Here is a 12,425-nt window from a genome sequence, read left to right on the forward strand (position 1 = left end):
CGCACCGATGAGTCCGGCCGGCTCCGGCAGTCTGTCGGGGTATGGCAACCGTGATCATGCACGCAGTGGTGTCCGTCGACGGCTTCATCGCCGACCCCGGCGACGACGTGGGGCCCCTCTTCGACTGGTACTTCGGCGGCGACCGGCCGATCGTCCCGGACGACCCCGACTCGCCCTTCCGGGTCGGGGAACGCTCCGTCGACCACGTCCGCTCGCTGTGGGGCAGCATCGGCGCGACCATCCAGGGCCGCCACCTCTTCGACCTGACGAACGGGTGGGAGGCGCGGCCACCGGCCGGTGACCACCTGCTCGTCGTGTCGCACCGGTCGAAGCCGGAGGGCTGGCACCCCGAGGCCGACGTCCCGTTCTTCGACGACGTGACGGCCGCGGTCGAGGAGGCGCGGCGCCGCGCCGGGGACCGGGTCGTGGCCGTATGCGCCGGCGAGGTCGGCGGGCGGGCGCTCGAGCTGGGCCTCGTCGACGAGGTCGCGATGGACGTCGTGCCCGTCGTGTTCGGGTCCGGCAAGCGCTACTTCGGGTCGGTGGCGGGCCACCAGATGCTCGAGGACCCGCACGTGGTCATCCCGGGCGAGCGGGTGCTGCACCTGCAGTACAAGGTCCGTCGCCCGCAGGCGGCGACGTCGTGACCCGGCCGTTCCGGTTCGGCGTCGTCGCGCCGGTGACCAACGGCCTCGCCGCCTGGCGCGACGACGTGCGCCGGGCCGCCGACGCGGGGTTCGGCACCGTTCTCGTGCCCGACGTGCCCTCGTGGCAGCCGGCCCCTGCGCCCCTGCTGGCCACCGCGGCGTCGATCGCCGACGTGCGCGTCGGCACCTGGGTGTCGGCGACACCGCTGCGCCCCGCGTGGGCCCTGGCCTGGGAGGCGCACTCGCTGTCGGTGGTCACCGGGGGGCGCTTCGAGCTGGGCATCGGCACGGGGCGCCCGGGCATCGAGGACGAGCTGCGCGAGCGCGGGATGGACCCGGTCTCCCCCGCGAGCGCCTCGACCGGGTGCGCGAGACGGTCGAGGAGCTGCGCCGTCTCGACGGTGCGGACCGGCACACGCCGGTGGTCATGGCGGTGAGCGGCCCGCGGGCCCGGGCGCTGGCGGTCGAGGTCGCCGACACGGTGACGCTGGCCGCGATGCCCGGTGACGGCCGCGAGTCGATGGCCGCGACGGCCCGCGGCATCCTCGCCGGACGCGACGTCGAGCTCGCCCAGCACGTCCCCGTCGTGGGCGACCTCGTGGCCCCGTTCATGGCCTCGGCGCGCGACACCGACATCGCCGCCCTCCGGGCCGAGGACTCGCTGCTCGTGCTCCCCGCCGACCCGGCCGCGGCCGTCGAGGAGCTCCGGCGCCGCCGCGAGGAGATCGGCTACTCGTACGTCGTCGTCGGCTCGCACGCCGTCGACGTCATGGCGCCCGTCGTCGCCGAGCTCGCCGGTCGGTAGCGGCCCGCGCGCCGCCGCCCGCGGGAGGGTTCGCCGGGTGCGGACCCGGTCGACCCTCCCCGGGACGCCGACGTGGGCCTCGGGTGGCTGTGAAGGTCAGGCGGCGACGGGGAGGGTGTCGCCGGCGTCCCGGGCGGCCACGTCACCGGTCGCGCCGCGGGCCACGGCGGCCCGGCCGACGACGAACACGTAGAGCAGGAACGCGGTCTCGGCGAGCACCCCGATGGAGATGCGTGCCCACGTCGGCAGCCCCGACGGCGTCACGAAGCCCTCGATGACCCCGCTGACGAAGAGCACGACGACCAGCCCCATGGCGATGCCGACCGCCGTTCGGGCCTCCCGGGCGAGGGACTGCCCCCGCGGCAGCGGCCCCGGGCTGATCCACGACCAGCAGATGCGCAGCCCCACCGCGCCGGCGACGAAGATGGCCGTCAGTTCGAGGAGCCCGTGCGGGAGGATCAGCCCGAAGAAGAGCGCGGTGCGGTCGTGGTAGGCCATCAGCGCCCCGGCGACCCCGACGTTGAGCACGTTCTGGGCGAGGATGACCACGACCGGCAGCCCGAGGATCCCCAGGGCGATGACCTGCGCCGACACCCACGCGTTGTTCGTCCACACGAGCCCGGTGAAGTCGAGGTGCGCGTACTCGGAGTAGTACTGCGCGAAGTCGGTGCCCACGAAGGCGTTGATCTCCTCGGGGGACATCCGGCTGGTCCAGACCTGGGGTGCCGGTACGCGTACCAGCCGACGAGGAAGGCGATGGCGACGTTGGCCAGCGCCGTGCTCACCCACCACCAGCGCAGCCGGTAGAGCGCCGCCGGGAAGGTGGTCGTGAAGAACCCGAGCAGCGCGGCCCACGTCCCCGTCCGCCGCCCGGCCGTGGCCATCCGCGCGCGCGCCACGAGCGAGGAGAGGTGGGCGACGACGGCCGGGTCCGGGCTGGAGGAACGCACGACCGACAGGTGCGTGGAGACGCGCTGGTAGAGGTCGAGCAGCTCGTCGGCCTCGGCCCCGCTGTGCCGGCGCTGGCCCACGAGGGTCTCCAGCCGGTTCCACTGCGCCTGGTGGGCGGCCACGTACGCGTCGAGGTCCACGGATGCAGCCTAGGCGACCCGCGCGGCCACGGCCGGCGGTTAGCCTGTGCCCGTGGAGGACACCGCCGGCCAGGGCTACCGCGCCTACGCGTCCGAGGACGTCGTGACGGGCGAGGGCGTCTCCGTCGAGCTGCCCGTCGCCGGCACCCTGATGCGGGCCGCGAGCGGCATCATCGACATGATCGCGGCCATCGTCCTGCTCATCGCCGCCGTGTGGACGGTCGGGGTGCTCGTCGCCGACACGAGCGAGGCGGTCGCCACCGCCCTGCTGCTCGTCGGCGTCGTCACGGTCACCGTCGCCGTCCCCGCCACCGTCGAGACCCTCACCCGGGGTCGCACCCTCGGCAAGCTCGCCCTCGGTCTGCGGGTCGTGCGCGACGACGGGGGCCCGATCACCGCGCGGCACGCCATCACCCGGGCGCTCGTCGGCTTCGTCGAGCTGTGGCTGCCACCGTTCGTCGGCGTCCCCGCGCTCGTCAGCTCGGTCGTCAGCTCGCGCAGCAAGCGGCTCGGCGACTACGCCGCCGGCACCTACGTCATCAGCCAGCGCTCGCGGATGCGGCTGCTCCCCCCGCCGCAGATGCCCCTGCCGCTCGCCGAGTGGGCCACCCGGGCCGACGTCGCCGCGATGCCCGCCGGGCTCACCGTCGCCGTGCGCCAGTTCCTCTCCCGCGCAGGGGCGCTCGCGCCGTCGTCACGCGAGCCGCTGGGTCGCGAGCTGCTCGGCGAGGTGCTGCGGTACGTCGCCCCCGCACCACCGCCGGGGTTCCACCAGGAGTACGTGCTGTCGGCGGTCATCGCCGAGCGGCGCCGGCGCGACAGCGAGCGGCTGGCCCGCGAGGACGCGCTGCGCCGCCGGGTCGTCGGCGCCGACCCGCTCGCCTGACCCCCACTCATTGCCCGAAACCCACCTCGAGGGGCCCGTTTCGGCACCTCCGAGGTGGGTTCTGGGCAATCAGTCGGATGGTGGTGGCGCTCAGGCGCCGAGCGCCGCGTACCCGGGCTTGACGACGTGCTCGATGAGCTCGAGCCGCTCCTCGAAGGGCAGGAACGCCGACTTCATCGCGTTGATGGTCACCCAGCGCAGGTCGGCCAGCGTCCAGCCGGCCTCGTCGACGAGCAGCTGCATCTCGCGCGACATCGACGTGCCCGACATCAGCCGGTTGTCGGTGTTGACGGTGACCCGGAACCGCAGGTTCTTGAGCAGGGTGATCGGGTGTGCCGCAACGGACTCGGCGGCGCCAGTCTGGATGTTCGAGCTCGGGCACATCTCGAGCGGGATGCGCCGGTCGCGCACGTAGTCGGCGAGCCGGCCGAGCACGGCCACCCCGTCGTCACCCACCTGCACGTCGTCGACGATGCGCACGCCGTGGCCGAGCCGGTCGGCACCGCACCACTGGATGGCCTCCCAGATCGAGGGCAGCCCGAAGGCCTCACCGGCGTGGATCGTGAAGTGCGCGTTCTCGCGACGCAGGTACTCGAACGCGTCGAGGTGGCGGGTGGGCGGGAAGCCGGCCTCGGCCCCGGCGATGTCGAAGCCACCGACGCCGCGGTCGCGGTAGGCGACGGCCAGCTCGGCGATCTCGCGCGAGCGGGCCGCGTGCCGCATCGCGGTGAGCAGGGCCCGGACCCGGATGGGCGTGCCGGCGGCGGCCGCCTCGGCCTCGCCCTCCCGCAACCCGGCGAGGACGGCCTCGACGACCCGCTCGAGCGGCAGCCCGCCCTCGATGTGCAGCTCGGGGCGAAGCGCGACTCGGCGTAGACGACGCCGTCGGCGGCGAGGTCGAGGGCGCACTCGCGCGCGACGCGGGTCAGCTGCTCCTCGGTCTGCATCACCGCGACGGTGTGCGAGAACGTCTCGAGGTAGCGCACGAGCGACCCGGAGTCGGCGGCGTCCCGGAACCAGGCGCCGAGGGCAGCGGGGTCGGTGGTCGGCAGGCCGTCGTAGCCGGAGGCCTCGGCGAGCTCGACGACCGTCGCGGGGCGCAGGCCGCCGTCGAGGTGGTCGTGCAGGAGGGCCTTCGGCGCGCGGCGGACGACCTCGGCGGTCGGGGTGGCGGACATCAGGCGATCCGGTCGATGACGACGGGGCCGATGGCCGGGCGCGAGCCCTCGGGGCGATGGACACCGCTCCCTCGAGGGCCTCCCTGGCCCGCTCGAACCGGTCGGGGGTGTCGGTGTGCAGGGTCATCATCCGCTCCCCCGCGCGCACGGTGGCGCCCGGCTTGACGTGCAGCTCGACGCCCGCGCCGGCCTGCACGGGGTCCTCCTTGCGGGCCCGGCCGGCCCCGAGGCGCCAGGCCGCGACGCCGACGCCGTACGCGTCCATCTGCGTCACGACGCCGTCGGCCGGGGCCAGCACCTCCTCGGTGTGCTGCGCGACGGGCAGCGGGGCGTCGGGGTCGCCGCCCTGGGCCGCGATCATCCGGCGCCAGGCGTCCATCGCCCGGCCGTCGGTGAGGGCGGCGCGCACGTCCTGGCCTCCACGGCCGGCGGCGTCGAGCATCTCCTCGGCGAGCCGGACGGTGAGCTCGACGACGTCGTCGGGACCGCCACCGGCGAGCACCTCGACCGACTCGCGCACCTCGAGGGCGTTGCCGGCGGTGAGGCCGAGCGGGGTCGACATGTCCGTGAGCAGGGCGACCGTCGTGACGCCGGCGTCGGTGCCGAGGTCGACCATCGTGCGGGCCAGCTCGGTGGCGTCCTCGCGGGTCTTCATGAAGGCGCCGCTGCCGACCTTGACGTCGAGCACGAGGGCGCCGGTGCCCTCGGCGATCTTCTTGCTCATGATCGAGGAGGCGATGAGCGGGATGGCCTCGACCGTGCCGGTGACGTCGCGCAGCGCGTAGAGCTTCTTGTCGGCGGGCGCCAGGCCCGAGCCGGCGGCGCAGATGACGGCGCCGACGTCCTCGAGCTGGCGCATCATCGCCTCGTTCGACAGGGCGGCCTGCCAGCCGGCGACCGACTCGAGCTTGTCGAGCGTGCCGCCGGTGTGGCCCAGCCCGCGGCCGGAGAGCTGCGGCACCGCGACACCGAAGACCGCGACGAGGGGCGCCAGCGGGAGGGTGATCTTGTCGCCGACGCCGCCGGTCGAGTGCTTGTCGGCGGTCGGCCGGGACAGCCCGGAGAAGTCCATCCGCTCGCCGCTGGCGATCATCGCGCCGGTCCAGGTGGCGATCTCGCGGCGCGTCATCCCGTTGAGGAGGATGGCCATCGCGAGCGAGCTCATCTGCTCCTCGGCCACGACCCCGCGGGTGTAGGCGTCGACGACCCAGCGGATCTGGTCGTCGGTGAGCTCGTGGCGGTCGCGCTTGGCGAGGATGACGTCGACGGCGTCGAAGGCTTCGGTCATCGGCCCATCATGGCAGGGGCGCGGCCCCCACCAGAACCACCCCGGGTGGCCGCGCGGGCTACGGGCGGCGGGTCTCGAGGTCCTCGGGACCGAAGGCCTGGGGCAGCACCTCGCGCATCGTGAGGATGCCCTCGGGCGTCTGCAGCAAGGTGTCAGGAGTTCCGTTCTCCCACAGCAGCTGTCGGCACCGGCCGCACGGCATCAGGGTGTCTCCGCGGCCGTCGACGCACCACACGGCGACGAGCCGCCCGCCACCCGTGGCGTGCAGGGTGGAGACCATGCCGCACTCGGCGCAGAGGGTGACCCCGTAGCCGGCGTTCTCGACGTTGCAGCCCGCCACGACCCGACCGTCGTCGACGAGACCGGCGACCCCCACGGGGAAGCGGCTGTACGGGCAGTACGCGAGCGTGGTCATCCGCACCGCCTCGGCGCGCAGGACCTCCCAGTCGACCTCGGGGCGGGGACGGCGCTGGTCACGAGTCCTCCTCGGGGGCGGCGCGGCGGGCGTCGAGGCCACGCACGACGGCGGCCGTCGCGAGCAGCCGCGCACCGAGGGCGATGGCCCGCTCGTCGACGACGAGGTCGCCCTGGTGCAGGTCGTAGGTGGGCCCTCCGGGCGTACGGGTGCCGAGCCGGGCCATCGCGCCGGTGCAGTGGTCGAGGTACCAGGCGAAGTCCTCGCCACCGAGCGACTGCGCCGTGGGCACGGGGCTGACCCGGCAGGCCAGCGCGGCCCGGCGCAGCGCGGAGATGCCGTCGGCGGTGTTGACGACCGGCGGGACCCCCTTGAGCCGCTCGACCTTGGCCTGCACCCCGTACGGCTGGACGACCCCGTGGACGATCTCCTCGAGCAGGGGGCCGACGGTGAGCCAGGACTCGGCGTCGAGCATTCGCAGCGTGCCGCGGCACTCGCCGGTGCTCGGGATGACGTTGGCGACCCGGCCGGCCTCGATCTTGCCCCAGACCAGGGCCGCGCCGGTGCGGGGGTCGAGCCGCCGGCCGAGCACGCCCGGCACGTCGGTGACGACCTTGGCGAGCGCGTAGACGAGGTCCTCCGTGAGCTGCGGCCGGGAGGTGTGACCGCCGCGGCCGTGCAGCGTGACGGCGATCTGGTCGGCGGCGGCGGTGAGCGCACCCTCGCGCAGCCCGACCTCCCCGACGTCGATGCTCGGGTCGCAGTGCACCGCGAAGATGCTGTCGACCCCCTCGAGCGCGCCGGCGGTGATGGCCTCGAGGGCGCCGCCGGGCATGACCTCCTCGGCGGCCTGGAAGACCGCCCGCACGGCGATGCCCCGCTCGGCGAGGGAGTCCTCGACGGTGCGCAGCGCGAGGACGGCGCCGACGAGCGCGGCGACGTGCACGTCGTGCCCGCACGCGTGGCAGACCCCGGGAGCCTGGGAGGCGAAGTCGAGGCCGGAGCGCTCGCGCACGGGCAGGGCGTCCATGTCGGCGCGCAGCGCGACCCGGTAGAGGGGCTCGGGCGCGCCGAGGTCGGCGAGGACGCCGGTGCCCGGCATCAGCCGGACGGCGACCCCCGCCGCGTCGAGTCGGCGCACCACGGTCTCGGTGGTGCGCGTCTCCTCGCGGGACAGCTCGGGGTGGGCGTGGAGGTCCCGCCGGAGGTCGGTGAGCTCGGGTGACAGCGAGGTGATGCGCTCGCCGAGCGCGGCGAGGAGGGCATCGTCGTTCATGAGGAGGCCGAGTCTACGCGGATGGGCCCTCCCCCACCGGCAGGTCCGGCACGGGCAGCCGTTCAGCCGACGGCGCGGGCGGCCTTGTAGTCGTCCCAGCGGCGGGCGACGGCGTCCATCTCGCGCTGGATGAACTCGAGGAACTCCGCCGAGAGCTGCATGCGCTCGCCCGCCCGCGACCTCGCGCCCACGCTGTCGCGGGCCACGACGAGGGCGGCGAGGATCGGCGCGTAGAGCTGCTCGGTCTGCATCATCATGTCGTGCCACGCGTCGTCGAGGGCGACGTACACGTCCCGCCGCGAGCCGCGCTCGCGTTCCCGGCGGATCATCCGGACCTGGGAGAGGTAGCGCACGGCGCCGGAGACCGCGGCCGGGCTGATGTCGAGCAGCTCGACGAGCTGGGCGGAGGTGCGCCGCCCGTCCTCGGTCGCGAGGAGGGCGGCGAAGACCCGCGCGGGCTGGAGCGGGATCCCGACCTCGGCGAGGGCACCACCGAGCCGCTCGACGACGTCGGCGGGCGGGTCGGGGATCACGTCGGAGGGTGCCGGGGCCATGGCGCCACATTACAACATTCACAAGGTTGTGAATGAGGTGTACCGTCGGTGGCGTGACCGATGCCATCACCGTCTCCGGGCTCCGCAAGACCTTCGGGCGCACCGTCGCCCTCGACGGCCTCGACCTCACCGTGCGCGCGGGCGAGGTCCACGGCTTCCTCGGCCCGAACGGCGCCGGCAAGTCGACGACGATCCGGGTCCTGCTCGGGCTGCTGCGCGCCGACGCCGGCACCGCCACCGTGCTGGGCCGCGACCCGTGGCGCGACGCCACCGACCTGCACCGCAGCCTCGCCTACGTCCCCGGCGACGTCGTGCTCTGGCCGACCCTGACCGGCGGCGAGACCATCGACCTGCTCGGGCGGCTGCGCGGGGGCATCGACGAGGACCGCCGGCGCCGGCTCGTCGAGCGCTTCGAGCTCGACGAGACGAAGAAGGGCAAGGCCTACAGCAAGGGCAACCGGCAGAAGGTCGCCCTCGTCGCGGCCCTGGCCAGCGGCGTCCCCCTGCTCGTCCTCGACGAGCCGACGGCCGGCCTCGACCCGCTGATGGAGGAGGTCTTCCAGCGCGAGCTCGCCGCGCTCCGGGACGACGGGCGCACGGTGCTGCTCTCGAGCCACATCCTCAGCGAGGTCGAGCGCGCCTGCGACCGTGTGAGCATCGTGCGCGCCGGGCGGATCGTCGACACCGGCAGCCTCGACGAGCTGCGCCACCTCACCCGCACCCGGGTCCACGCCGTCCTCGAGCACGCCCCGAGCGCCGAGGAGGTCGCGGGCTGGCCCGGCGCGCACGACGTGACGGTCGAGGGCGACGAGGTCCGCTGCTCGGTCGACGCCGAGCACCTCGGCACGCTCGTCGCCGACCTCGGGCGCCGCGGCGTCACCGGGCTCACCGTGCAGCCGCCGACCCTCGAGGAGCTCTTCCTCGCCCGCTACCAGGGCACGGGGTCCACGGACCGCGAGCGCGAGAACGAGGCGCAGCCGGCATGACCGCGGCCACCGCCCCCACCGCACCGGCCACCCCGCGCATCCCCGTCGCCACCCGGCTCACGGGGTTCGGCCAGCTGCTGCGCCTCGCGTGGCGGCGCGACCGCATCCTCGTGCCGAGCAGCGTCCTCGGGCTCGTGCTCTTCTCCGTCGGGTCGGCGCAGGCCACCCTCGCCCTCTACCCGACCGACGCGGCCGCGACGGCGGGCCTGTCGTCGGTGCTCGCCAACCCCGCGGTCGTCGCCCTCTACGGCCCGGCGTCGGCGCAGTCCGCCGACGCGCTCGCCGTCATCAAGACCGTGATGCTCGGCGCCTTCCTCGTCGGCGTGCTCGGGCTCGTCGTCGTCCGCCGGCACACCCGCACGGAGGAGGACGAGGGCCGCCTCGAGCTGCTCGGCGCCGGTGTGGTGGGGCGGTGGGCGCCGCTGGCCGCCGCGGTCACCCTCGCGACGGCCGCCGTCGTCGCCGCGAGCGTCCTCTCGGCGCTGGGCCTGGCCGCGCTCGGGATGGACCCCGCCGGCAGCGCGGCCTTCGCGGTCGCGTGGCTCACGGGCGGGCTGGCCACCGTCGGCATCGCGGCCGTCGCCGTCCAGCTGGCGTCGACGACCCGCGGCGCCGGCGGGCTGGGCTTCGGCGCGCTCGGGGTGCTCTTCGCGGTGCGGGCCGTCGCCGACTCGGCCGACCCCGGCACCGTCCTGCACGGGCTGGCCTGGCTCTCGCCGCTCGGGTGGGCCGGCCGGGTCGAGGCCTACGGGGCCAACCGGCAGTGGGTGCTGGTGCTCGGCCTGCTGGCCCTGGCCGTCGGGGTGCTCGTCGCCGTGCGGGTGCTCGACCACCGCGACCTCGGCGCCGGCGTCATCCCCGTGCGTGCCGGGCCGCGCCGGGCCGGCGCGGGCCTCGCCGGCCCGCTCGCCCTCGTGACGCGGCTGGCCCGCGGCACGATCGTCGGATGGGCCGTGGGGATGGTCCTCGGCGGTGTGCTCGTCGGCTCCCTGCTCGGTGCCGTGACCGACATGTCGGGCGACCCGGCCATCCGGGACCTGCTCGAGAAGATGGGCGGGGGCGCCGGCGGACTCTTCGCCGACGTGTACGTCGCGACCGAGATCCACTTCGTCGCCGCGGCCGTCGCGGCGGCCGCCACCGCCCTCGTGCTGCGGCTCGTCGCCGCCGAGCGCACGGGTCAGGGCGAGGTGGTCCTCGCGACCGCCACCGGCCGGGTCCGCTGGTACACCGCGCACCTCGTGGTCCCCGTCGTCCTCACCGCCGCGCTGCTCGCCCTGCTCGGGGCGGTCGTCGGGCTCGTCGGTCCCACCGTCACGCCGGACGCACCGACCTTCGGCGAGTCGGTCGGGGCGACGCTGGCCGCGCTGCCGGTCGTGTGGTTGATGACCGGTGTCGCCGCGCTGCTGGCCGGCGCACTCCCCCGGTTCGCGCCGTTCGCCTGGGGCGTCCTGCTGGCGTCCTTCCTCGTCTCCGAGGTGGGTCCGCTCACCGACCTGCCGTCGTGGCTGCTCGACGCCTCGCCGTTCACGCACCTGTCGACGCTGCCGGCCGGGTCGTTCGGGTGGGTGGCGGCGCTCGTCCTCACCGCCGCGGCGCTCGCGCTCATGGTGGCGGGCGGGGTGGCCTACCGGCGTCGCGACGTCGCCTGAGGCTCAGGTGAGGTCGGTGCGCCCCGAGTCCTTGAGCGCGTCGACGACCCGCTTGACGTCCTGCGCCCGCGCCCGGGTGGTGACGAGGACGGCGTCCGGGGTGTCGACGACGACCACGTCGTCGAGACCGACGAGCGCCACCCGGCGACCACCGGACGTCACCACCAGGCCCGAGCCGCCGACGACCGTCACGTCGTCGGCGGACCCGAGCACGGTCAGGCCGTCGGTGGCGGGCAGCAGCGAGGCGAGGCTCGCGAAGTCGCCGACGTCGTCCCACCCGAAGGGCGCCGGCACCACGACGACGTGCCCCGCCGCGGCCGCCGGCTCGGCGACGGCGTGGTCGATGGCGATCTTCGTCAGGTGCGGCCAGACGGCGTCGAGGCGCGAGGGGTCGGCGGCGACCTCGCGCAGGCCGGCGGCGAGCTCGGGGTGCCAGCGCCCGAGCAGGTCGAGCAGCACGGACGCGCGGACGACGAACATCCCTGCGTTCCAACGGTACTCGCCCGACGCCACGTAGGCGGTGGCGCGCTCGGCGTCGGGCTTCTCGACGAACTCGACGGCGTGCCGGGCGGTCGGGAAGCCGTCCATCCGCTCGCCGGCACGGATGTAGCCGAAGCCGGTGGCGGGGTGGGTGGGCTCGACCCCCAGGGTGACGAGGTGGCCGTCGCGGGCCACCTCGACGGCCTCGCGGACCGCCGTGTGGAAGGCGGCGGCGTCGGGGATGACGTGGTCGGCGGCGAACGAGCCGATGACGGCGTCGGGGTCGCTGCGCTCGACGACCGCGGCGGCCAGGCCGATGGCGGCCATCGAGTCGCGCGGCGACGGCTCGGCGAGCACCCGTCCGGCGTCGAGCTCCGGGAGCTGCCCGCGGACGGCCTCGGCGTGCGCGGCCCCGGTGACGACGACGACCCGGTCGACGGTCAGCGGGGCCAGGCGGTCGACGGTGGCCTGGAGGAGGGTGCGCCCGCTACCCGTGAGGTCGAGGAGGAACTTCGGGTGCCCGGCGCGGCTCAGCGGCCACAGCCGGGTGCCCGCACCTCCCGCCGGCACGACGGCCCAGAACCCCGCGACGTCAGGCATGGCGCCGAGGGTAGCCGCTCGGGTGCCGGCGCTCGCTCAGCCCCCGGCCCGCGTCGCGCCGAACGGGAAGGAGCGCACGACCCGCCACACGCCGTCCGGGTCGTGGTGGTACAGCTCGACGCTCGCCACCTCGAAGCGGGCGCGGAAGCCGGCGAGCCCGTCGAACGCACCGTCGAGGGCCGCGTCGCCGAGGTGGTGGGCGATGGTCACGTGCGGGTGGTACGGGAAGTCGAGGTGGCGCTGCACCGGCCCGGACCGGACCGCCGCCTCGAGCCGCTCGCACTCGACGATGCCGCGCGACACCTGCACGAAGACGACCGGCGAGACCGGGCGGAAGGTGCCGGTGCCCGAGAGGACCATCTCGAACGGTCGGGCGCGGCCGCAGACCTCCTCGAGGTGCGCGACGAAGGCGTCCATCACGTCGGGCTCGACGGCGGTCGGGGGCAGCAGCGTGACGTGCGGCGGGATCGCGGGGGCCATGGGGTCGCCGGCCTCCTCGCGGGCGGCCTGGAGCGTGGTGCCCCACGGCTCGGGGACGGTGACGGCGACACCGTGGATCGGCATGGGCGC

The 12,425-nt window shown here is 75.1% G+C and carries 12 protein-coding genes and 2 pseudogenes; 6 read left to right on the plus strand and 8 right to left on the minus strand.

Annotation, left to right across the window (positions count from 1 at the left end):
- The first annotated feature begins 41 nt into the window (after window positions 1-41).
- The 3 genes from G7075_RS11025 to G7075_RS21180 are packed head-to-tail and all read left to right on the plus strand — an operon-like array spanning window position 42 to window position 1,452.
- Window positions 42-647, plus strand: a complete 606-nt coding sequence (locus G7075_RS11025; RefSeq protein ID WP_166121794.1) for a dihydrofolate reductase family protein — start codon at window positions 42-44, stop codon at window positions 645-647.
- Entirely contained in the window at window positions 644-1,084 is a 441-nt protein-coding gene (locus G7075_RS21175) for an LLM class flavin-dependent oxidoreductase (protein WP_240917549.1), read from the plus strand. Before G7075_RS11025 ends, G7075_RS21175 begins: the two co-directional genes overlap by 4 nt.
- Window positions 1,075-1,452 carry a hypothetical protein gene (locus G7075_RS21180; RefSeq protein ID WP_240917550.1) on the plus strand — a complete coding sequence of 126 codons (378 nt, stop codon included), beginning with the start codon at window positions 1,075-1,077 and terminating at the stop codon, window positions 1,450-1,452. The genes G7075_RS21175 and G7075_RS21180 overlap by 10 nt, the downstream gene beginning before the upstream one ends.
- A gap of 96 nt (window positions 1,453-1,548) precedes the next feature.
- On the opposite strand, the gene G7075_RS22770 is transcribed toward G7075_RS21180, so the two are convergent.
- Entirely contained in the window at window positions 1,549-2,154 is a 606-nt protein-coding gene (locus tag G7075_RS22770; protein ID WP_240917551.1) for a stage II sporulation protein M, read from the minus strand.
- Window positions 2,155-2,595: 441 nt separating this feature from the next.
- Between G7075_RS22770 and G7075_RS11040 the strand changes: the two genes are divergently transcribed.
- Window positions 2,596-3,429: an RDD family protein gene (locus G7075_RS11040; protein WP_240917552.1), complete on the plus strand. Its 834-nt coding sequence runs from the start codon at window positions 2,596-2,598 to the stop codon at window positions 3,427-3,429.
- 90 nt (window positions 3,430-3,519) lie between these two features.
- On the opposite strand, the pseudogene G7075_RS11045 reads toward G7075_RS11040, so the two are convergent.
- The 5 genes and pseudogenes from G7075_RS11045 to G7075_RS11065 form a co-directional block, all read right to left on the minus strand.
- Window positions 3,520-4,607, minus strand: a pseudogene (locus G7075_RS11045) (adenosine deaminase).
- Window positions 4,608-4,707: 100 nt separating this feature from the next.
- Window positions 4,708-5,895, minus strand: a pseudogene (locus G7075_RS11050) (thymidine phosphorylase); the annotation flags it as partial.
- Between the two features lie 58 nt (window positions 5,896-5,953).
- Window positions 5,954-6,412 carry a cytidine deaminase gene (locus G7075_RS11055; protein ID WP_256378022.1) on the minus strand — a complete coding sequence of 153 codons (459 nt, stop codon included), beginning with the start codon at window positions 6,410-6,412 and terminating at the stop codon, window positions 5,954-5,956.
- Window positions 6,369-7,586 carry an amidohydrolase gene (locus G7075_RS11060; RefSeq protein WP_166121796.1) on the minus strand — a complete coding sequence of 406 codons (1,218 nt, stop codon included), beginning with the start codon at window positions 7,584-7,586 and terminating at the stop codon, window positions 6,369-6,371. The genes G7075_RS11055 and G7075_RS11060 overlap by 44 nt, the downstream gene beginning before the upstream one ends.
- A 62-nt stretch (window positions 7,587-7,648) precedes the next feature.
- Window positions 7,649-8,140: a GbsR/MarR family transcriptional regulator gene (locus tag G7075_RS11065; RefSeq protein ID WP_166121798.1), complete on the minus strand. Its 492-nt coding sequence runs from the start codon at window positions 8,138-8,140 to the stop codon at window positions 7,649-7,651.
- A 32-nt stretch (window positions 8,141-8,172) separates the two neighbouring features.
- On the opposite strand from G7075_RS11065, the gene G7075_RS11070 reads away from it, so the two are divergent.
- Both G7075_RS11070 and G7075_RS11075 read left to right on the plus strand, forming a co-directional pair.
- Complete coding sequence (locus tag G7075_RS11070) at window positions 8,173-9,126, plus strand: ABC transporter ATP-binding protein (protein WP_166121800.1); 954 nt, start codon at window positions 8,173-8,175, stop codon at window positions 9,124-9,126.
- Window positions 9,123-10,775 carry an ABC transporter permease gene (locus G7075_RS11075; protein WP_166121802.1) on the plus strand — a complete coding sequence of 551 codons (1,653 nt, stop codon included), beginning with the start codon at window positions 9,123-9,125 and terminating at the stop codon, window positions 10,773-10,775. Before G7075_RS11070 ends, G7075_RS11075 begins: the two co-directional genes overlap by 4 nt.
- 3 nt (window positions 10,776-10,778) lie before the next feature.
- On the opposite strand, the gene G7075_RS11080 is transcribed toward G7075_RS11075, so the two are convergent.
- Window positions 10,779-11,855 carry a mannose-1-phosphate guanylyltransferase gene (locus tag G7075_RS11080; protein WP_166121804.1) on the minus strand — a complete coding sequence of 359 codons (1,077 nt, stop codon included), beginning with the start codon at window positions 11,853-11,855 and terminating at the stop codon, window positions 10,779-10,781.
- A gap of 36 nt (window positions 11,856-11,891) precedes the next feature.
- Complete coding sequence (locus G7075_RS11085) at window positions 11,892-12,419, minus strand: 2'-5' RNA ligase family protein (protein WP_166121806.1); 528 nt, start codon at window positions 12,417-12,419, stop codon at window positions 11,892-11,894.
- Between the last annotated feature and the right edge of the window lie 6 nt (window positions 12,420-12,425).

Origin of the sequence: Phycicoccus sp. HDW14 (assembly GCF_011383005.1) — a bacterium.
Taxonomy (GTDB): Bacteria; Actinomycetota; Actinomycetes; order Actinomycetales; family Dermatophilaceae; genus Phycicoccus.